Consider the following 20,478-nt stretch of genomic DNA (forward strand, 5'->3'; position numbering starts at 1 on the left):
TTTCGAAAGAGCTAGGAGAAAGATTGAGCGTTATAGGGTAACATTGATGAGTCTCATCCCCGACATCACGGAACTTCTCGCCCGGGCCCGGGCCGATCTGCGCATGGGCGTTCCCGTTGCACTGACTGATGACAGCGGCTTCAGCGTGCTTGCGGTTTCTGCCGAAACGCTCAGCCCGCAGCGTCTGGCCGACCTGAAAAAACTAGGGAGTCCGGTGGTGGCCATAACTGGGCGACGTGCTGAAACCCTGAAAGCGCGGGCGTACGACGGGGATCTGGCACGTGTATCGATCCCGGCGGATGCGGATATCGCATGGGTACAGGCGGTTGCCGATCCTTCCGACGATCTGAACGCACCCATGAAGGGCCCGTTGATGACCGAGCGGCACGGTAATGCCAATCTCCACCGTATCGCAATTGCATTGGCCAAATCCGCGCGCATCCTTCCCGCTGTGGTCGTGGTACCTGTCGAGGACGGCAGGGCATTTGCCGCGTCGCACGGTCTGACATGCATTGATCACACGCGCGCCACACCTCATCTGGCGGATCGCAGCACTTTGCACGAAGTCGTCGCGGCCCGCCTTCCGATGGAGGTGTCCGAAGCCGGTCGGTTGCACGTATTCCGACCTGAAGACGGTGGTGAAGAGCACTACGCCGTCGAGATCGGACGCCCGGACCGCGACAAGCCTGTGCTGGCCCGATTGCATTCTGCCTGTTTCACCGGCGATCTGATGGGAAGCCTGAAATGTGATTGCGGCCCGCAACTGCGCGGTGCCCTGGAACAGATGGGGGCAGAAGGTGCAGGCGTTCTTTTGTACCTGAATCAGGAAGGGCGCGGTATCGGTCTGGCCAACAAAATGCGCGCCTATTTCCTTCAGGATCAGGGTTTTGACACTGTTGAGGCGAACCACAGGCTGGGTTTTGAGGACGATGAGCGCGATTTTCGGCTTGGGTCGGACATATTGAAGTCGCTGGGCTTCAATTCTGTCCGCTTGCTGACCAACAACCCGGCCAAGATCGCCATGATGGAGCGAACAGGTATCGCAGTAACCGAGCGTGTCCCTCTGAGGGTTGGCGAAACCTCTCACAACCGGGGATACCTGGCAACCAAGGCCAAGAAATCAGGGCATCTGCTTTGACCCCAGGCGATCTTGTTCTGACCCCGCGCGGCATCCGGTTTCTTGGCAGGGAGTTCCCCTGTTCCGTGGGCAAAGGCGGGTTGAGCAACGCAAAACGCGAAGGCGATGGCGCGACCCCAACCGGACATCATCGAATCGTCGGTATGCTGTACCGGGCCGACCGAATGGCCGCCCCCAGCAAATGGGCCCGTGCCATTGGCCCACGGGACTTGTGGTCTGACGACGTGTCTGAAAGCAGATACAACCACATGGTCAGCGCACCCTATGCATTCAGCCACGAAAAGCTGCGCCGCGCCGACCCGTTATATGATCTGATTCTGTTGACCGACTGGAACTGGCCAAACGCCGTTCCGGGCAGAGGGTCAGCGATTTTTCTGCACCAATGGCGCAGACCCGGTTATCCAACCGAAGGCTGCATTGCCTTTCGCCGGGACCATCTGCACTGGATCGCAGGGCACATTGCCCCCGGATCACGGCTGATCATTCCTGAGGTTTAACCCGTTCGCCAAAGATGGCCGAGCCAACGCGCACATGTGTCGCGCCAAGGGCGATGGCCTGTTCGAAATCTTGACTCATTCCCATAGACAATCCATCAAGCCCGTTGCGTGCGGCGATTTTGGCCAATAGCGCAAAGTGCAAAGTCGGCTCTTCATCGACCGGGGGAATGCACATCAATCCACACACAGGCAGATCCAATGACCTGCACTCGGCAATGAAACCATCCGCGTCCGCAGGAAGGATACCGGCCTTTTGGTCTTCCTCACCGGTGTTGACCTGAATGAACAGGTCCGGACAGGTTCCCATTTCCTGTGCCAAACGCGCCAGTGTCTTGGCCAGTTTGGGTCGATCTACCGAATGGATCGCATCAAACAGTTCCATTGCGTGACGGGCCTTGTTGGTCTGCAACGGGCCAATGAGGTGCAGATCAATACCCTCGAACTGTTCTTTGAACGCGGGCCACTTGCTTGCTGCTTCCTGCACGCGATTCTCGCCAAAACATCTGTGCCCCTGCTCAAGAACGGCCTGCACCCTTTCATTCGGCTGCACTTTGGACACGGCAATCAGTTTGACAGAACCAGCCGGTCTGTCCGACCTGGCTTCGGCTTTGGCGATACGTGCGGTGATGTCTTGCAGCGACATGGGACCCTCATCCTGTTTTGCGCAGAAAAACACCAAGTCGGCGCAAAAGAAAAGGGCGAGTCCGAAGACCCGCCCTTAAACCTTGCGGTTCAGATCAGCTTAGAAGTTGAACTGAGCACCGAAGTCAGCAACCATGGTCGAGTCTGCGCAGATGTCACAGTCGTTGACACCGATACCACCGCGCAGCGATGCACCGCCGCCCAGGTCGTAGATCGCGCCAACAGCAACCTGCTGAGTATCAGCAGACGCGTTACCGTCACCGTAAGCGAAGATCAGGGTTGTTGCGGCGCCAACGTTGTAGGTTGCCGACAGACCCCATGCGGTGCCGTCAGTTGCTGCAACCTGAGTTGCGTCGTCTGCAACAAACAGAGTACCGCCGAAGTCACCCCATTCGCCACCCAGGGTCAGAACGGTCAGGCTCGGATCGCTTACACCAGCAACACCAGCGTCGGTCTGGCCGTAGGCCAAAGCAGCTGTGATGTTGTTGAAGGTGTAGGTTGCGCTGATGTCCCAACGGTCTGCACTAATAGGTGCACCGTTCAGAGCTACAGTCGCTTGGTCGTACGATGCGCCAAACGAGAAGTCGCCAACCGAATACTGGAAGAACACGGCGTTCGAACCCGAACCGGTCGACGAGTAACCCAGGAAGCTGTAGTCAACACCCGAGTACTGACCTGCGAACAGCTCAAGACCAACTTCGTTGCCGTAGTAGTTTGCCAGGTTGTCGAAGGCACCTGCAACGTTACCGGCGTCAACACGCAGGCCACCGTAGATGACCGAGAAGCGTGCACCGTTCAGACCGGCGGAGTTTGCTTCACCGTTGCCGCTGTTTTCGTCAGCTTGCAGACGAACGCGGCCTTCGAAACGAACGCCACCGTCGGTTTCTGCAATACCGTCGATGTTCAGACGGAAGCGCGAGACCAGGATCGCGTCGCTTGTTTGAACAACCGCAGTACCAACGCCTGTGTTGGTACCGGTTGTCTGGACGTTTACAACGGTACCGCTACGATCTTCAACGTAGCCAATACCAAAGCGGCCATAACCGCTGAAGTTAACTTCAGCTGCTGCAACGCCTGCGGTCGCGATCAGCGCCGTCGATGCGAAGAGAACTTTTTTCATCTTGTTTCCCTCGGTTTCAAAAGAGTTATCTACTCGACATATGCCTCGGCACATGTCTCAGCACGGACACCGTTTCGCTCTTTTTGCCCCCTTTGCGCAAGCTTGGCATAAAGACGTCGGCGTCATTGAGGTCAAATTGGTGCAAGGATGCCACAGTCAGTTTTCGCCCTGATGCAGCTGATACACTTACATTTCAGAAGAATGGACTTGTTGCAGCGGGGGTCCTTGGCTAGGAGTATCCCCTGAATACTGTAGAACAAGTGAAACAGGACCTGTTTACAATGCGCCTGCCGACGATTTTGGGAATGATCCTGCTGACCGCCGCTCTTTCGGCATGTGGGCAGAATCGAAACACTTCGACAACGTACTCCCCCAACCTCGCTGGCGGCAATTCGGACGAACAAGAGCTGAATGACCCCGAGCGGGCAACTATCTGGGACATCTTTGACCGCAGCACCGCCGAACAGACAACAAACGTAAACCGGTATCTTTGGGCGGCTTCGCTGGATGTGCTGAGCTTCCTGCCAGTGCAAGAGGTTGATCCGTTTACCGGTGTAATCGTAACGGGTTATGGCACGCCTCCGGGCGGCGGCCGATCCTACCGGGCAACTGTTCATATCAGCGATCCGGCGCTTGCCGCGCGCTCTTTGTCGGTTGCGCTGCAATCAAGCGGGGGGGCTCCGGTGAGTGCGGCAACATCCCGCGCAGTCGAGGATGCGATTCTGTCGCGCGCCCGGCAACTACGCATAGCAGACAACAAGTTCTAGCAACCCGCCGAAAATCACAATATTACCACGCCGGGTTCCTACCCGGCGTTTTCATTCACGAAGGACCGCACAATGTCGCGCTACTCGGCCACCGAAATCGAAGCAAAATGGCAGGAGGCCTGGGACAAGGCCGGGATCTTCACCGCCAACCACAAGGCGGACAAGCCAAAATACTATGTGCTTGAGATGTTTCCTTACCCGTCTGGCAGAATCCATATGGGGCATGTGCGCAACTATACGATGGGTGACGTCATCGCGCGGCACAAGCTGGCAACGGGCCATAATGTGCTGCACCCGATGGGCTGGGACGCATTCGGGATGCCTGCGGAAAATGCCGCGATGGCCATCGGGGGTCATCCGAAGGACTGGACCTACAGCAACATCGCCGACATGCGCGACCAGATGAAACCACTTGGCCTGTCCATCGACTGGTCTCGTGAGTTCGCGACCTGCGACCCCGAGTATTACGGCCAGCAACAGGCGCTGTTCCTCGATATGCTCGATGCCGGGCTGGTCTATCGCAAAAACGCTGTGGTGAACTGGGACCCGGTCGACATGACCGTTCTGGCCAACGAGCAGGTTGAAAATGGTCGTGGCTGGCGTTCGGGTGCATTGGTAGAGCGACGCGAGCTGACCCAGTGGTTCTTCAAGATCTCGGACTATTCCGAAGAATTGCTGGATGCGCTGGACACTCTGGACAACTGGCCCGCCAAAGTGCGCCTGATGCAGGAGAACTGGATCGGCAAATCCCGTGGTCTGCAATTCGGCTTTGAACGCACAGACGGCGGCGATCCGATCACCGTCTATACAACCCGCCCCGACACGCTACTGGGCGCATCTTTCGTTGGCATCTCGCCCGATCACCCGATCGCAAAACAGCTTGAAGCCGAAAATCCAGAAGTGGCTGAATTCGTGGCCGAATGTCGCAAAGGTGGCACCACTGAGGAAGCCATAGAAACCGCCGAAAAGCTGGGCTTTGACACAGGCATCAAGGTCAAGCACCCGCTGGACCCGAGCTGGGAACTGCCGGTCTGGATCGCCAATTTCATCCTGATGGATTACGGCACGGGCGCAATCTTTGCCTGCCCTGCGCATGATCAGCGTGACCTCGACTTTTGCCGCAAATACGGCCTTCCTGTGGTCGACACATTCTTTGCACTGGATGACGACACGCCGGTCGACAAAATTGCATTCGTCCCGCCGAAAACCGAGAAAGTCCGCTGGGTGAACCACTTCGCCGGTTTGACCGAAGCGACAGGCGAAGAAGCCATCAACGCCACCGTCGATTTTGCTGAACAAGCCGGTTGGGGCGAGGGTGTCACCAAATACCGTCTGCGGGACTGGGGCCTCAGCCGTCAGCGCTATTGGGGGTGTCCGATTCCCGTCGTGCATTGCGAAAGCTGCGGTGTGGTTCCCGAGAAAAAAGAAAACCTGCCAATCCGCCTGCCCGACGATGTCACATTCGACAAACCGGGTAACCCGCTGGACCGCCACCCGACCTGGCGCGATTGTTCCTGCCCGTCTTGTGGCGCACCGGCCAAGCGCGAAACCGACACGATGGATACTTTCGTCGATTCGTCGTGGTATTTCGCGCGCTTTACCGCTCCGCGTGCGGAAACACCCACCGATCTGGCCGAGGCCGAATATTGGATGAATATCGACCAGTATATCGGCGGCATTGAGCACGCGATTCTGCACCTGCTTTATTCCCGGTTCTTTGCGCGGGCGATGCACCTCACCGGGCACTTGCCGAAGAAGGCCATCGAGCCGTTCGACGCGCTGTTCACGCAAGGCATGGTGACGCATGAGATTTACCAGACGCGCGACGCCAACGGCCGCCCGGTCTATCACCTGCCCGAGGATGTAACCAACGGCAAACTGGCCGATGGCACAGAGGTCGAAATCATCCCCTCAGCCAAGATGTCGAAATCCAAGAAAAACGTGGTCGACCCGGTCAGCATCATTTCGGCCTTTGGGGCCGACACGGCCCGCTGGTTCGTGTTGTCCGATTCGCCACCCGAGCGGGACGTGGAATGGACGGCGGCAGGGGCCGAAGCCGCCTATAAGCATTTGAATCGCGTTTGGAATCTGTGTGACAGGATCGGCGCCATGGACGCCGATGCAGCGGGCGAAGGCGATGAGGATCTGTTGCGCGAGATGCACAAAACCATCCGCGACGTGACATTAGGTGTCGAAAGCTTTGGCTTCAACGCAGCCATCGCCAAACTGTACGCCTTCACCAATACACTGGCAAAATCCAAGGCCGGTGCGGCGGCTCAGAAACAGGCAATCAAAACACTGGCCCAGTTGATGTCGCCGATGACGCCACATCTGGCGGAAGATATCTGGGCGCATCAGGGCGGTGAGGGCCTTGTGGCTGTCGCCCGGTGGCCCGTCGCGGATGAAGCGATGCTGGTTGATGACACCGTCACCCTGCCGATCCAGATCAACGGCAAGCGTCGCGCGGAAATCAGCGTTCCAAAAGATATGGACAAAGCCGAGGTTGAAAATATCGCGCTCAGCACCGAAGCTGTCCAAAAGGCGCTGGATGGCAACGCGCCGAAGAAAGTTATCGTTGTTCCGGGCCGGATCGTGAATGTCGTTGTTTGATCGCAGAACATTGCTTGTGATGCCGCTGGCGCTGGCTGCCTGCGGCTTTCAACCGGTTTATGCTCCGGGTGGGTCAGGCTCTGCCTTGTTCGGTCGGGTGGCGGTATCTGCGCCAAATACCGTTGAAAGCTATCTTCTGGTTCAGAACCTTGAACAACAACTGGGCCGCAGCGCGGGCTCTATCAGCGATTACGCTCTGGATGTTCAGGTCTCGACCGAAACCCGCGGCGCGGCCATCACCACGACGAACGAGACAACGCGGTACACGATTGATGGACGGGCCCAATACGCGTTGAAATCTAATGAAACTGGACAAGTCGCAGCGTCCGGCACCGTAACCGATTTTGTGGGCTATTCTGCTTCGGGCTCTACCGTGTCGACGCTGGCTGACGAACGCGATGCGAAAGAACGCCTGATGGTGATCCTGTCCGGGCATATAGTGAACCGCCTGTATTCAACACCGGGCTTGTCCAAATGAAGTTGAGCCCGCGCGAGGCTGACGGGTATTTCGCCAAGCCGGATGCGGACAAGACCGGGCTGCTGATCTATGGTGCGGATGCCATGCGGGTGGCGCTTAAGCGGCAGCAGGTTCTGGCCGCCCTGCTTGGTCCTGGTGCGGAAGAGGAAATGCGCCTGACCCGCCTGCCGGGTGGCGACTTGCGCGGCGATCCGGCGTCTCTGCTGGACGCGGTCAAGGCGGTTGGGTTTTTCCCCGGCCCGCGCGCGGTGTTTGTGGAAGACGCCACCGAAACCGCCTCGCCTGCGATTCTGGCCGCACTTGAAGATTGGACCCCCGGCGACGCTCAGATCATCGTGACGGCTGGTCAGCTGAAACCAAACTCAAAAATCCGCAAAGCGTTCGAGGGGCATCCTGCGGCCTATGCGATAGGCATTTATGACGACCCGCCATCGCGTGCAGAGGTCGAGCGGGTTCTGACTGAGGCGCAACTGAATAACATCCCCCGCGATGTCATGTCTGCCATCAGCGAACTGGCCAACAGTCTTAGCCCCGGTGACTTCACCCAAACCATTGAGAAACTGTCGCTTTACAAGCGTGGTGACAACTCTGAGTTGACCATGGAAGACATCGAAGCCTGTACCCCGCGTTCGACCGAGGCGGCGCTTGACGACGTGCTGAACGTGGTTGCAGAAGGCCGCGCCGGTGAGATCGGACCGCTGATCCGGCGGTTGCAGGCACAGGGTACCAACGGGGTAACTCTGTGTATTGGGGCAACCCGGCATTTCCGCACCCTTTATGCCTGCGCCTCGGATCCCGGTGGTGCGGCGCAGGGTATCGGCAAGTTGCGCCCGCCGGTTTACGGCAAACGGCGTGACCGTATTCTGCGTCAGGCACAGGGCTGGGGCGCGCCCAAGCTGCAAACTGCTCTGACCGTTCTTACGGATACCGACCTCTCCCTGCGCTCCGCCGGACAGACCGCCCCCTCAATGGCACTGGTCGAGCGCGCAATGATTCGTCTGGCGATGCTTGCGCGGTCGCGCTGAGTTACTTGCCCTGATCCAGCCAATCGGCAGCGGCCCGACCGGCCCAGCGGCCAGTGGCAAGACAGGCTGTCAAAAGATACCCCCCGGTCGGCGCTTCCCAATCCAGCATCTCACCGGCGCAGAACACGCCCGGCATGGTCTTCAGCATCAGCCCGTCACCCAACGCGGATCGTTTCACGCCACCTGCCGTCGAAATGGCCTCATCCATCGGTCGCAGCCCCGCGTGCAGGATTGGCAGTTTCTTGAGGACCGCCACTTCGCCGGGCAGCGGCAAGTGACTGCGTATTGCCATCTCGTGAAACACGGCGATCTTCTGCGGTGACAGGTTCAACGACTTTCTCAACCATTGCGAAAGTGTGGTTTTCGACTTTCTGGAAGACCAACGCGCCTGCAAGGACTGCTGTTCCAGGTCGGGCACCAGATCGACAAAAAGTAGCTGCCCTTTGCGCAAAGCAGGGGTGAGAGTGTAAAGCCCCCCTCCCTCCAGCCCGGTTGCCGAGATCGCAGCCTCGCCGCGGCTATCCAGGTCACCGGCCTTCCACCGAACCGACTTCAGCGCCGCCCCGAAATGTGGCTGCATATGAGTGCTCCAGTCCACCGACAGGGCTGAATTCGCAGGTTCAAACGGTGCCAGTTCGACGCCCCTGTCAGACAGGATTTGCGCCCAATGACCATCCGACCCAAGGCGGGCCCAGCTGGCCCCGCCCAGCGCAAGCACGGTTACAGCAGCAGTCAGGTTTTGCGGCCCGGCCGGTGTGTCGAATACCAGCGCATCAGCTTCCCAACCTTTCCATCGCCAACGGGTTTTGATCTCAACCCCGGCTGTGCCCAGTCGCGCAAGCCATGCGCGCAACAAAGGCGACGCCTTCATGGCCTCGGGAAAAACCCGCCCGGTAGAACCTGTGAATAATATCTGTCCCAGTCCACGCGCCCAGTGCTGCACGGCTTGCGCATCACAGGCGGTGATCATCGGGCGCAACCAGTCCGCCGCATCGGCATAAGACCGCATCAGTGTCTCAGGCGGTTCGTCCTTTGTCAGGTTCAGCCCCGATTTACCTGCCATCAGAAATTTGCGCGCAACCGAGGGCTTGGCTTCGGCAACCAGTACGGAATGCCCGGCCTCGGCCAGTTGCTCGGCCGCCATCAACCCTGCGGGGCCTGCTCCGATCACGACTGCCTGCGCCATTCGCACCCTCTTGCCTTCGCCATCTATCGGCGCAAGTTTCAAACCATCATGGCGAACAACGATCCGATCTGCCCGCTCTGCGACCGCCCGATCCCCAGCGGGGGTGGCAGCCTGCATCATCTGATCCCAAAACTCAAAGGAGGCAAGGGCGGACCCACCGTTCTTCTGCACCAGATTTGCCACAAAGAAGTCCATGCCACCCTGACCGAGGCCGAACTGGCGCGCTGTTACAACACGATCGCAGCCTTGCGCGCGCATCCCAGGCTTGAGAAATTCCTGATATGGGTGCGTGAACGCCCACCCGGATTTCGGTCGAAAGTTCCGGGCAAGCGACGCAACAGGTGATCAGCCCGGCAAGACCGGATCGCCAAAGGCGTCTTTCAAAGGTGCGGCCAACCCTTCGACTTCTATTCCCCGGTAATCCGGTACAGGCGCAAACTCTGCACCCGCAAGATGCTGGAATTCCAGTGTCGTATACGGTCGTTTCCACAACCACTCGCGATTCTCGACGGCCCACAAATCGGCGTTTGGAGGGGTTTCGTCGGTAAAGGCATAGAAATGCAGATCAAAGCCATGGGGGGCCACTTCCTGCATTGACAGCAGGGACATGCCTTGCCCACACCAAAACGCGTCCTCACCCGCGATATCACTGGTCCGAAGGGTTATCTGACCGATCCGGGCCTGCGCAAACGGAGCATCCGGATTTGCCACCTGTGCCGGTTTGTTGCCTTCGAAATCATGTTGCAGCAATTCGATGACAAACCCATCGGGATCAGCCAGATGGCACATGTACCCGATATCCAGAAACTGGCTCGGCGCGCTTACCGCAGTACCCAGCGCGCGCAAATGCGCTGCCGCAAGATCGACATCAGGGACGGTAATTCCGATCTTCCAATATCTTTGGCCCCGGTCATGGGTGTATCCGCCGCCACCCGGCAGCAGCAGAAGGTCCGCATCTTCCGAGTTGTAGCCGACGCGGCAACCTGACACCTGCGGGTCAACCCGCATACCCAGAACGTCGCGATAGAATACGGCCAGTCTTTTCGGGTCAGTGACCCGCAACCGAATGGCCGAAATCCTCATGAACACATCCTTGCGATGTCCGCGGCGATAACGGGGTCAGCGTTCACGCTGTCTGTCACAAGCTCACGCGCGGTTTGCATCAGGTGATCGGGTTCGACGATCCGATCAACCAGACCAAAGTCATACGCCTCTTGCGCGGTGATCTTCTGACCTGCCATCAGGATCAACTTGGTTCTGGCCGGACCCACCAATGCCGCCAACCGTTTCGGATCGGACGGTTGCGGCAGAAACCCCAGCTTCATCACCGGATAGAAAAACTTGGCTGTCGGCACCGCAATGCGAAGGTCACAGGCCAAAGCCATGCCATTGGCCCCACCAGCCAAAGTTCCGTTCAACGCGGCAATGGTCAGGCAGGGCAATGCGGCGATGGCACCGGACAGTCTTTCCCAGACGTCAGAGGTGGCCAGACCGGCGCGCGCCTCGTCCAGATCGGCCCCGGCGCTGAACACTTTGCCCGCGCCCGTCAGGATCAGCGCCCGCGCGCTGGTTGCGGCCTCGGCAATCCCGGCCAGTTCATTCAGCATCGCTCCAGTCAGGGCGTTTGCCTTTTCGGGATTGTTGATCGTAACGACCCACAGGCCATCCTGTTTCGTCAGGTCGATCATATCAGCCCGACCCTTTTTCGGATGTCTTCCAGGCGCAGCGAGATTTCCTTTCCCAAGTATTCATCCGCGTCCTTGGAACACATCCACAACAGGGCACGCGCTGGCCAGTCTGCGGGAATATGCGCGTCCCAATCCAGTTGACTGACCGGATTGATGCCGCTTGCCTTGATGGACCGCTGCATATCCGTGGCAACCGTCCCCGGCGACAGCCCCATTGCGCGAATGCCGTGTTGGGCTTCTTCCAGATGCAGGCATTCCGTCAGCATTTTTGCCCCGGCCTTTGACGCGCAATAATGGCTCCACGCCTCAACCGGGTTGGACGCCGCGCCGGACGAGACGGTCAGAATGCTTCCGCCCCCGGCGGCCCGCATCACCGGCAATGCCGCACGCATCCCGTAGAAAACGCCTTTGAGGTTGATGTCGATGGCTTTGCTCCAGGCCTCAGGATCGGCGTTGGAAAGATGAAAGATCGGATCGATCACACCGGCATTGCCAATCAGAACATCCAGCCCGCCGAACCGATCCACACATGTGGCCACAGCCTGCTCGACCTGCGCGAAATCGCTGACATCGCAGGCCAGCGCGATGGCCTGATCACCCAGATCAGCGGCCAAGGCATCAATCTGATCGCGGCTGCGGGCCACCAATGCGACATTGGCCCCGGCTGCGGCAAAAACGCGCCCCGCTTCGGCCCCGATGCCACGGCTGGCCCCGGTTATCAGAACTGTTTTCCCCTGCATTCGCCTCTCCTCACGCATTGTTATTGATCCCGGCAACAGGCGTAACGCGGAAACGGGGAAATGGTCCAGCCCTTGCCCCCTTGACGATAGGTGCCACAACCCCGACCATGCGCCGCAAATTGATCAAGAAGGGTTACCTTATGTCCGTTTTCCTCCACCGCAGCTGCGGTGCTGTTCTGGCTTATGCCGTCGCGACCCAGGGCGCGTTCGCCGACCTTACTGCAAATGATGTCTGGTCCGACTGGCAAAGCTATTTCACATCAATGGGCTACACCGTTACAGGCGACGAAAGCATCGCCGGTGACGTCACCACAATTTCGAACATGACACTTTCTTTGACCTTTCCGGAAGAAGACGGGCAGTTCCAGATGGTCATGCCGGAAATGACGCTGACCGAAAATGGTGACGGAACCGTTACCATCGGATTGCCCGAGAGCTTTCCCATGGACGTCACGGGAACAGCCGACGATGAAGAGTTTGCAGCCAAAGTGATTTATTCGCACAGCCAGCTGAACATGGTCGTTTCGGGTACACCCGAAGACATGACTTATGACTACACCGCTGACAAACTGGGCATTGCGCTGGATTCGATTGAAGTTGATGGCGAACCGCTGCCGAACGAGGTTTTCAGCATCGCGGTCGAAGCAGGTGATCTGGCCGGTCGGTCGCGGATGCAAATCGGCGAACACCGAAACATCACTCAGACATTCAACAGCGATACGCTGACCTATAACCTGAACTTTCAGGATCCGGAAAGTGGTGAAAGCGGGCTGATCAATGGCCAACTGGGCCAACTGGCCTTTGAAGGCGAAAACGTGATCCCACTGGATTTTGACATGTCTGATCCGCAGGCGTTTTACCAAGCGGGTTTCGCCTTTGATGGCACGTTTACCTATGCATCCGGCAGCACCGATCTGAGCGGGACCAGCGAAGGACAGGCGTTCTCGATGAACAGCACCTCGGAGGGTGGGCACTTTGCCGCCAGCATCGACGCCGAGCGCATCGCCTATGACATCGCGCAGAACAGCACCAAACTGGCGGTGACAACAGCGGATCTGCCGTTCCCGATCGAGTTGTCCATGGCCAGTGCAGGGTTGAACTTCGAATTCCCGATCCAGCAATCGGACGAAATTCAGCCCTTCGCCTTTGGCCTCAACATGACCGATTTCACCATGTCTGATGTCCTGTGGGGCATTTTTGACCCGGCAGGCGCGCTGCCCCGCGATCCGGCGACAATCGCACTGGAAACGACCGGCACGGCAAAAGTTCTGATGAACATCTTCGATCCAGAAATCGACGTTGAGTCGGATGAGGCTCCGGGTGAGTTACATTCGCTGAAAATCAGCCAGCTTCTGGTTTCGTTGGTTGGAGCCAAACTGACCGGTGATGGCGATTTCGCCTTCGACAATTCGAACACAGAAGAGTTTGGCGGAATGCCTAGCCCAAGCGGCGTGGCGAACCTGAAACTTGTTGGCGCCAATCAGCTGATCGATACGCTGATCGGCATGGGCCTCATTTCGGACGACGATGCACTGGGCGCGCGGATGATGATGGGTCTGATGGCTGTCCCCGGCGATGAGCCTGACACCCTGAACTCGACCATCGAATTCACGGAAGACGGTCAGATTTTTGCGAATGGCCAGCGTATCAAGTGATACCTATCTGAAAGGGCCGCGCAGTGCGGCCCTTTCCATTCCTGTGAACCTTGTGCCAAACCCGGTAGCGGCATGGATTTATCCCGATCCACACAGCACAATCCGGTCACAGGTCTTGCGGGGCGGGCGGTGCAAGGCTAGGTCCTTGGCAATCAACCCGGAGACCTCATGACCCGCTCACCAGAAGAAATCAGCCAACAATTGCTCGATGTTGCTCGCCGGGCAGGCGCAGAAGCGGCAGATGCCATCGTTCTCGAAGGGTCCTCGGTCTCGGTCGATGTGCGGGGCGGAGCACTGGAACATGCGGAACGCTCGGAAGGCGCTGATCTGGGCTTGCGTGTGTTTCTGGGCAAGCGGTCAGCCATTGTGTCCAGCTCTGACAGGCGCCCGGAAACCCTTGCGGCGATGGCCGAACGCGCCGTGGCCATGGCAAAAGAAGCGCCCGAAGATCCCTATTCCGGGCTGGCGGACAAAAGCCAACTGGCCAGTGACTGGGATATTCAGTCACTGGAATTGCTGGACTCCGCCCCGGCCCCGTCCGCAGAAAGCTTGATGCAGGATGCGCTGGCCGCCGAGGCCGCAGCACTGGCGGTAAAAGGCGTCACGCAGGTGTCGGATGCGGCTGCAAGCTATGGAACGCACCGGGTGCATCTGGCGGCTACAAACGGGTTTTCCGGTGGGTATGAGCGCAGCAGCCGATCCATCTCATGCGTTGCGATCTCGGGTGAAGGCACCGGGATGGAGCGCGACTATGACGGTGACAGCCGGACGTTTCAATCCGACCTGCGCGACGCGGCTGAGATTGGGCGCACAGCAGGGGAACGCGCTGTGCAACAGGTTGGCGCGCGCAAACCGGCGACCGGCAGTTTCCCGGTGTTGTTTGATGAACGTATCTCGTCTTCGCTGATCGGGCATCTTCTGGCCGCCAGCAATGGGGCCGCGATTGCGCGCGGCGCGTCTTGGCTGAAGGATTGCCTGGGGCAAGACGTGCTGCCCGCGCATCTGTCACTGATCGAAGATCCGTACCGCCCGCGTATCTCTGGCTCGCGCCCATTTGATGCCGAAGGTCTGCCCACGCAGCGCCGGGTGATCGTGGAAAACGGTGTCCTGACGGGCTGGACATTGGATCTGTCGAGTGGCCGCAAGCTGGGAATGGACTCAACAGGCAACGCTGCGCGCGGTGTGTCCGGCCCACCCTCACCCAGCAACTGGAACCTGAGCCTTACGCAGGGAACCCGCAGTCGCGACGATCTGTTGCGCGATATGGGCACCGGTTTGCTGGTCACGTCCATGATCGGATCGACGATCAACCCCAATACGGGCGACTATTCCCGTGGTGCATCAGGTTTTTGGGTCGAAAACGGTGTGATCACGCATCCTGTCAACGAATGCACAATCGCAGGCAATCTGCGTGATATGCTGCGGCGGATCATTCCCGCCAATGACGCCCGCCCATATTTGTCGCGCGTGGTCCCGTCGCTGTTGATCGAAGGAATGACACTTGCCGGCAACTGATCTGCCCCTTCTGATTGAGGCCGCGATTGAGGCCGGCAAGATCGCTACACGCTATTCCGGGACGCAGGCACAGCGTTGGGACAAACCCGGTGGCGCCGGTCCGGTGACCGAGGCCGATCTGGCCGTCAACGCGATGCTGGAAGAAAAGCTGTGCGCTGCGCGACCGGGCTATGGCTGGCTCAGCGAGGAATCCGAGGATTCGCCCGAGCGGTTGAACCGCAGCAACGCCTTTATCGTCGATCCGATTGACGGCACCCGCAGTTTTACCGAAGGCGCGCGCACCTGGGCGCATTCGCTGGCCGTTGCAGTCGATGGCATTGTGACTGCCGCTGTAATCTACCTGCCGATGCGCGACTTGCTTTATGCTGCGGCGCAGGGTCAGGGCGCCACTCTCAACGGGCAAAAGATCACGACATCGAAAACGCCTGAGCTATTGCAATCGCAGGTTCTGGCCGCCAAACCCAATCTGGATGCACAGCACTGGCGCAATCAGAATGTTCCAGCCTTCCACCGCGCATATCGACCCTCGCTTGCCTATCGCATGGCGCTGGTCGCGCAGGGGCGGTTCGACGCCATGCTGACCCTTCGCCCCAGCTGGGAATGGGACATTGCCGCTGGTGATCTGATCATCCGAGAGGCAGGCGGCGTCTGTTCAGACCGTTTGGGTCAACCGCTGATCTTCAACAATGCCCACCCCAGGCTGAATGGCGTAATCGCCGCCAGCACTGCGATCCACGCGCAACTGTCTGCTCAGCTGGACCCGATCGGGCCCGGAATCGGCGCATGAGCAAACCGCGCTCATTAAGCCTTGCCGCTTATCGGGTGCTGTCCTGGAGAATGCGGAACGGCGTTGGTGTAAAAACCGACCTGCCACGCCCCGAAGGCGAGGTCGTGTGGATGCACGTCGCCACGCCAGACCGCCTGCGGGCGGTGAGTGATTTTTGTCGCCGGTTGCTTCAGTCCCGATCCAAGCTGCATTTTCTACTGACCGCTCCGCCGGACGCGGATCTGTCTGTCTGGCCGGAATGCAGCTTTCCCCTGATCAACCTGCCTCAGGAACAGAGCGGGGCCGCGCGTGACTTTATCGAATACTGGCGCCCAGGTATCGGGATTTGGGTCGGCGGTGATTTGATGCCCAACATCATAACCCGAGCCGATGAACAGGCTGTACCCCTTGTGTTGTTTGACGCCCAGTTTACCGTTGCACTGTCCCGGAACGCGCGCTGGCTGCCAGACATAACCAGAGTGACCTTTAGCTGCTTTCGCAAGATACTGACTGCAAATTCTGAAACCGCCCGTCACATCCGGAGACTTGGCATCCCGTTTTCAACAGTCGAAGAATCGCCGCCTTTGCGCATCAGCCCAAATCCAAGACCTTGGCCAGAAGACGAGCTGATCGAAACCAACCACACGCTTGCAGGGCGACCTGTTTGGTTGGCTGCCTGGGTGCAGGACAAAGAGTTCATTTCGGTTCTGACAGCACATCGTCAGGCATTGCGCCTTTTGCACCGGCTGGTTCTTGTACTTCACGTCGCCGACGTTCACGAAGCTGCCCCCCTAAAACGGAGGCTGGAGGCGATGGATCTACGCTGTGTTAACTGGGACGATGGCGACTTGATCGAAGACAGCACGCAGGTCGTTCTGACTGCGGACCCAGAAAATCTGGGGTTGTGGCACCGTGTGTCGGCAGTGACGTTCATGGCCAGTTCACTGGAACGCGGTGCAGGCGGTCAGGACCCGTCCGACGCAATCGCGCTGGGGTCTGCCATAATTTCTGGACCATTCGTGCATCGCCATCACGAGCTTTACGCCCACCTGCAACAGGCAGGCGCAGCCAAGGAGGTCAAGTCAGCAACCGAGTTGGGCGATGCCGTCGTACAGCTTCTGGCACCGGACCGCGCCGCCGACATGGCTTTGGCAGGATGGCAGATAATCACCGAAGGTGCGCCGCAGGCAGACACTCTCATCGAATTGGTGCAGGATATTCTGGACGAGAGGAGCGCAGATCATGCGGGCACCTGAGTTCTGGAACACTCCTCCGGACCAGCCGGATCTGAGGGCACGGCTGCTGGCCCCGCTGGGCCGCTTATATGCCGCAGCGACAGCCCGCAGGATTGCCTCGAAATCGGGGGAAAATCCCGGTGTGCCCGTGATCTGCATCGGCAATCTGAATGCAGGTGGAACCGGGAAAACGCCCACCGTCATCTGGACCCTCGAACAACTGGGTAATGCCTGGCACAAGCCCCATGTCGTGACACGAGGACATGGCGGGTCACTGGAAGGCCCGGTGCAGGTCGATCCGGGCAGGCACACCGCCGCCGAGGTGGGGGACGAGCCGCTGTTGCTGGCGATGTTTGCCGAGGTCTGGGTTGCCAAGGATCGGGCGGCGGGTGCGCGTGCAGCGGCCGCGGCGGGGGCAACGGTGATCGTTCTGGATGATGGTTTTCAGAACCCTTCGGTCGCCAAGGATTTCTCGATTATCGTTGTGGACGCCCAGCGCGGATTTGGAAACGGATTATGCCTGCCAGCCGGTCCACTGCGAGAGCCGGTCGATACCGGCCTGCAACGGGCCGACCTTGTGCTGTCCTTGGGTGAAGAGGCGGCACAAAAGGTGTTTGCCAACAACTGGAAAGACCGGTTGACCGTTCCTCATGTCACCGGGGCAGTCGAACCCCTGCAAACCGGTATGGATTGGTCAGAAACGCGTGCGTTGGCGTTTGCAGGAATCGGCTATCCCGAAAAGTTCTTCCAAACCCTGCGTCGGTTGGGTGTGGATCTGGTCCGGGCCGAGGCGTTGGACGATCACCAACCGTTGACACAGGCCCTGATGACCCGGCTGGAAAACGAGGCGCGTTTGCTGAGCGCTCAGATGGTCACCACCGAAAAAGACGCCGTTCGCCTGCCGCCCGCTTTCCGAAGCAAGGTGATCACTTTGCCGGTTCGGCTTCAGATTTCAGACGCCGACGTGGTCAGGGACATGCTTTTGAAAACCGTCCCTTCACCAAAGTAACTCAGGCTGGCCCCCGGTGGCGCCAGCCGGGTTCGGGTCAGCTGCCGAGCTCTGCTTCGATCAGCTTTTTGAAGTCCGCGTAGGACTGATTGTCAACTTTCTTGCCGTTCACGATGAAGGACGGGGTTGCCTGAATTCCATCGCGTTCAGCGTTTTCCTGATACCACGCGGCCAATGTCCGCGCCTTGGTGCCATCCTGCAAACAGGCCTCAAGCTGGTCGCCATCAATACCTGCCAGACGACCAATCTTGCGCAGTTCATCGACGATCTCGGCCGGGCCACCTGCGCGCGTCCATTCTGCCTGACCTTCGTAAATCAGATCAGTGATGCCAAAGAATTTCTCGGGGCCGGCACAGCGGGCCACCATCGACGCCCACAGACCGTAGCGATCAAAATAGACCTCACGATAGGTGAACTTGACCTTGCCGGTGTCAATGAAATCCTTCTTGAGCTGTTTATACGCGCTCTTGTGGAAATTCGCGCAATGCGGGCAGGTGTAGGATGCGTATTCGATGATTTCGACAGGCGCCCCTTCGGCCCCCTGAACCATGTCAATGATTGTGGATGTATCCAGGTCCGCCTCTTGCGCCTCGGCGGCACTGACCAGCGGAAAACTTGTGTTGGAATTTGACAGCGACACCCAATAGCCGCCAGCGGCCACGGCGACGGCCGCGCAGATTACGGTTGCAATACGGCTCATTCTCAGCCCTTTCTCAGCGTTTCTGTTTGGATAAAACGTTGCGCCCAAGACGTTCAAGGGCCGCGCGCAAATCTTCATCATTTACACTGCGTGACACTTTGTCTGCCTCGGCAGCAATCTCAGGTGCAATCTCGGGTATTGCCTGTTTCGGTTTATGGTCGAAACTGGCCTGCCCCTCGGCAAATCCGGTCGGAGCGGTCTGGGTGATACGGACACGGCTGATGGCATTAAAGCCGTAGACCGCGTTCACTTTACCACGCAGCTGTTCCTTCTGCATTTCCAGCATCGGGGCCTGCGGGCCTGTAGTCAGAACGGTCAGGGTCGCGCCGAAACCGCCTTTGCCATAGCCGACACTGACTGGGCGCGCGATGGCGGCGGTATCCTGACCCACGATCTCGGCCCAATGGGTCAACAGACGTGAGACAGCAAAGCCCCGGCTTTCCCCGGCGCGCCTGATCTGGTCATTCAGCAAAGACGCGGTGCGCTTGAACCCGCGGGTTGACGAACGTCTGCGTTGCATCTGGTTTCCAACTCCTGCGCCGCTATTGTAATAGGCAGAACACCGGGTGCCAGCGAAACCTGACAGGGAGACGAATAAAACTTGCGTGATTCCTTTGAATTCACCGCCAGCGCTGCGCTTCTGGAGTGGTATGACCACAACGCTCGCGCCATGCCATGGCGCACAGGACCGGCAGAGCGCGCCGCCGGGGTGCGTCCCGACCCCTATCGGATCTGGTTGTCCGAAGTTATGTTGCAACAAACGACTGTAGCAGCAGTGCGGGATTACTTTCTGCGCTTCGTGACACGTTGGCCTACGGTTCAGGCGCTGGCCGCCGCGCCGGATGATCAGGTCATGGGGGAATGGGCCGGTCTTGGCTATTACGCGCGTGCGCGCAACCTCTTGAAATGCGCCCGCGCTGTGACACGGGATCACAATAGTCAGTTCCCCGATACATATGCTGCGCTGCTGACGTTACCCGGCATCGGCCCTTATACGGCTGCGGCAATCTCGGCCATCGCCTTCGATCAGCCTGAAACGGTTCTGGATGGCAATGTCGAACGCGTCATGGCCCGATTTTACGACATCCACGCGCCGCTGCCCGGCTCGAAACCCCTGCTGAAGGAAAAAGCCTCAGCGCTGACACCTTCTTCTCGGCCCGGTGATTACGCACAGGCGGTCATGGATTTGGGGGCCACGATATGCACGCCGAAATCCCCGGCATGTGGCATTTGCCCGCTGCGCGAACCATGCGAAGCGCGGATCGCGGGAACACAGGCTGATCTTCCCCGAAAAACACCGAAAAAGCCTAAACCCACCCGTCGCGGTCACGTTTATATTGTGCGCATGTCAGATGGGGCCATGCTGCTGGAGCGCCGACCGGACAAAGGTCTGCTGGGCGGAATGCTGGGCTGGCCCGGAACGGAGTGGGCTGACGATCCGGTCGAGCACCCCCCGCTTGCGGCAGATTGGAAAATGGTGCCGGGCGAGGTGCGCCACACCTTTACGCATTTTCATCTGATTTTAAGAATCTGGGCCGCGGAAACCACCGGTCAGGATGTTCCCGAACACTTGGTCGCAGTGGGAAAGCACAGCTTCCAACCCAGCGACCTGCCCACGGTGATGCGCAAAGCCTATGATCTGTGGAAAGGACAATAAGACCGCTGTGCATTCCTTGGCCTCGCGGCTAGGCTGTTCCCATCTAGCAG

The 20,478-nt window shown here is 58.9% G+C and carries 21 protein-coding genes; 13 read left to right on the plus strand and 8 right to left on the minus strand.

The features are described 5' to 3' along the window. Positions 1-46 precede the first annotated feature (46 nt). Together ribA and AC2FNC_RS10730 are read left to right on the plus strand one after the other, a co-directional pair. On the plus strand, positions 47-1,138 hold the full coding sequence (gene ribA, locus AC2FNC_RS10725) for a GTP cyclohydrolase II (RefSeq protein WP_480474143.1): 1,092 nt from the start codon (positions 47-49) through the stop codon (positions 1,136-1,138). Beyond that, a complete protein-coding gene (locus AC2FNC_RS10730; protein WP_480606273.1) occupies positions 1,135-1,635 on the plus strand; it encodes a L,D-transpeptidase family protein in 501 nt (166 codons plus the stop codon). Before ribA ends, AC2FNC_RS10730 begins: the two co-directional genes overlap by 4 nt. On the opposite strand, the gene AC2FNC_RS10735 is transcribed toward AC2FNC_RS10730, so the two are convergent. After that, a complete protein-coding gene (locus tag AC2FNC_RS10735) occupies positions 1,619-2,278 on the minus strand; it encodes a YggS family pyridoxal phosphate-dependent enzyme (protein WP_496715302.1) in 660 nt (219 codons plus the stop codon). The two genes, AC2FNC_RS10730 and AC2FNC_RS10735, sit on opposite strands and share 17 nt — an antisense overlap. Positions 2,279-2,377: 99 nt before the next feature. After that, positions 2,378-3,397: a porin gene (locus AC2FNC_RS10740; protein WP_496715304.1), complete on the minus strand. Its 1,020-nt coding sequence runs from the start codon at positions 3,395-3,397 to the stop codon at positions 2,378-2,380. 281 nt (positions 3,398-3,678) lie between these two features. Between AC2FNC_RS10740 and AC2FNC_RS10745 the strand changes: the two genes are divergently transcribed. The 4 genes from AC2FNC_RS10745 (at position 3,679) to holA (ending at position 8,277) form a co-directional block, all read left to right on the plus strand. After that, positions 3,679-4,164 carry a DUF3576 domain-containing protein gene (locus AC2FNC_RS10745; protein WP_480555066.1) on the plus strand — a complete coding sequence of 162 codons (486 nt, stop codon included), beginning with the start codon at positions 3,679-3,681 and terminating at the stop codon, positions 4,162-4,164. Positions 4,165-4,236: 72 nt separating this feature from the next. Beyond that, positions 4,237-6,774 carry a leucine--tRNA ligase gene (gene leuS / locus AC2FNC_RS10750; RefSeq protein ID WP_496715305.1) on the plus strand — a complete coding sequence of 846 codons (2,538 nt, stop codon included), beginning with the start codon at positions 4,237-4,239 and terminating at the stop codon, positions 6,772-6,774. Beyond that, complete coding sequence (gene lptE / locus AC2FNC_RS10755) at positions 6,761-7,252, plus strand: LPS assembly lipoprotein LptE (RefSeq protein ID WP_496715306.1); 492 nt, start codon at positions 6,761-6,763, stop codon at positions 7,250-7,252. The genes leuS and lptE overlap by 14 nt, the downstream gene beginning before the upstream one ends. Continuing rightward, positions 7,249-8,277, plus strand: a complete 1,029-nt coding sequence (holA, locus tag AC2FNC_RS10760) for a DNA polymerase III subunit delta (protein WP_480555029.1) — start codon at positions 7,249-7,251, stop codon at positions 8,275-8,277. Before lptE ends, holA begins: the two co-directional genes overlap by 4 nt. A gap of 1 nt (position 8,278) precedes the next feature. On the opposite strand, the gene AC2FNC_RS10765 is transcribed toward holA, so the two are convergent. Beyond that, positions 8,279-9,463, minus strand: a complete 1,185-nt coding sequence (locus AC2FNC_RS10765; RefSeq protein ID WP_496715308.1) for a TIGR03862 family flavoprotein — start codon at positions 9,461-9,463, stop codon at positions 8,279-8,281. A gap of 48 nt (positions 9,464-9,511) precedes the next feature. Here AC2FNC_RS10765 and AC2FNC_RS10770 point away from each other — a divergent pair, with 48 nt between their 5' ends. Next, positions 9,512-9,808: an HNH endonuclease gene (locus AC2FNC_RS10770; protein ID WP_480555027.1), complete on the plus strand. Its 297-nt coding sequence runs from the start codon at positions 9,512-9,514 to the stop codon at positions 9,806-9,808. Here the strand turns inward: AC2FNC_RS10770 and AC2FNC_RS10775 are convergent, their stop codons facing one another. From AC2FNC_RS10775 to AC2FNC_RS10785, 3 genes are read right to left on the minus strand one after another with little or no spacing between them, the layout of a single operon-like run. Further along, positions 9,809-10,546 carry a VOC family protein gene (locus AC2FNC_RS10775; protein WP_496715309.1) on the minus strand — a complete coding sequence of 246 codons (738 nt, stop codon included), beginning with the start codon at positions 10,544-10,546 and terminating at the stop codon, positions 9,809-9,811. Further along, a complete protein-coding gene (locus AC2FNC_RS10780; RefSeq protein WP_480606295.1) occupies positions 10,543-11,151 on the minus strand; it encodes an enoyl-CoA hydratase/isomerase family protein in 609 nt (202 codons plus the stop codon). Before AC2FNC_RS10780 ends, AC2FNC_RS10775 begins: the two co-directional genes overlap by 4 nt. Next, positions 11,148-11,891, minus strand: a complete 744-nt coding sequence (locus AC2FNC_RS10785) for an SDR family oxidoreductase (RefSeq protein ID WP_480517860.1) — start codon at positions 11,889-11,891, stop codon at positions 11,148-11,150. The genes AC2FNC_RS10780 and AC2FNC_RS10785 overlap by 4 nt, the downstream gene beginning before the upstream one ends. Positions 11,892-12,031: 140 nt before the next feature. Between AC2FNC_RS10785 and AC2FNC_RS10790 the strand changes: the two genes are divergently transcribed. The 5 genes from AC2FNC_RS10790 to lpxK all read left to right on the plus strand — a co-directional run bounded on the left by AC2FNC_RS10790 (position 12,032) and on the right by lpxK (position 18,071). Further along, positions 12,032-13,546, plus strand: coding sequence for a DUF2125 domain-containing protein (locus AC2FNC_RS10790; RefSeq protein ID WP_496715310.1), 1,515 nt, complete (start codon positions 12,032-12,034; stop codon positions 13,544-13,546). Positions 13,547-13,714: 168 nt separating this feature from the next. Continuing rightward, positions 13,715-15,061, plus strand: a complete 1,347-nt coding sequence (locus tag AC2FNC_RS10795; RefSeq protein WP_496715312.1) for a TldD/PmbA family protein — start codon at positions 13,715-13,717, stop codon at positions 15,059-15,061. Further along, positions 15,048-15,848: an inositol monophosphatase family protein gene (locus AC2FNC_RS10800; RefSeq protein ID WP_480493890.1), complete on the plus strand. Its 801-nt coding sequence runs from the start codon at positions 15,048-15,050 to the stop codon at positions 15,846-15,848. Before AC2FNC_RS10795 ends, AC2FNC_RS10800 begins: the two co-directional genes overlap by 14 nt. Next, positions 15,845-17,083 (plus strand): 3-deoxy-D-manno-octulosonic acid transferase, encoded by a 1,239-nt coding sequence (locus tag AC2FNC_RS10805; protein ID WP_496715314.1) that lies wholly within the window; start codon positions 15,845-15,847, stop codon positions 17,081-17,083. Before AC2FNC_RS10800 ends, AC2FNC_RS10805 begins: the two co-directional genes overlap by 4 nt. After that, on the plus strand, positions 17,070-18,071 hold the full coding sequence (gene lpxK, locus AC2FNC_RS10810; protein ID WP_480517869.1) for a tetraacyldisaccharide 4'-kinase: 1,002 nt from the start codon (positions 17,070-17,072) through the stop codon (positions 18,069-18,071). The genes AC2FNC_RS10805 and lpxK overlap by 14 nt, the downstream gene beginning before the upstream one ends. Before the next feature lie 37 nt (positions 18,072-18,108). Here the strand turns inward: lpxK and AC2FNC_RS10815 are convergent, their stop codons facing one another. Together AC2FNC_RS10815 and AC2FNC_RS10820 are read right to left on the minus strand one after the other, a co-directional pair. Next, positions 18,109-18,771 (minus strand): DsbA family protein, encoded by a 663-nt coding sequence (locus AC2FNC_RS10815; RefSeq protein ID WP_267365070.1) that lies wholly within the window; start codon positions 18,769-18,771, stop codon positions 18,109-18,111. 13 nt (positions 18,772-18,784) lie between these two features. Continuing rightward, positions 18,785-19,291: a DUF721 domain-containing protein gene (locus AC2FNC_RS10820; protein WP_496715317.1), complete on the minus strand. Its 507-nt coding sequence runs from the start codon at positions 19,289-19,291 to the stop codon at positions 18,785-18,787. Between the two features lie 81 nt (positions 19,292-19,372). Here AC2FNC_RS10820 and mutY point away from each other — a divergent pair, with 81 nt between their 5' ends. Next, positions 19,373-20,428, plus strand: a complete 1,056-nt coding sequence (gene mutY, locus AC2FNC_RS10825) for an A/G-specific adenine glycosylase (protein WP_496715318.1) — start codon at positions 19,373-19,375, stop codon at positions 20,426-20,428. The last annotated feature ends 50 nt before the right edge of the window (positions 20,429-20,478 follow it).

This window comes from Ruegeria sp. BHSA123, assembly GCF_059613425.1.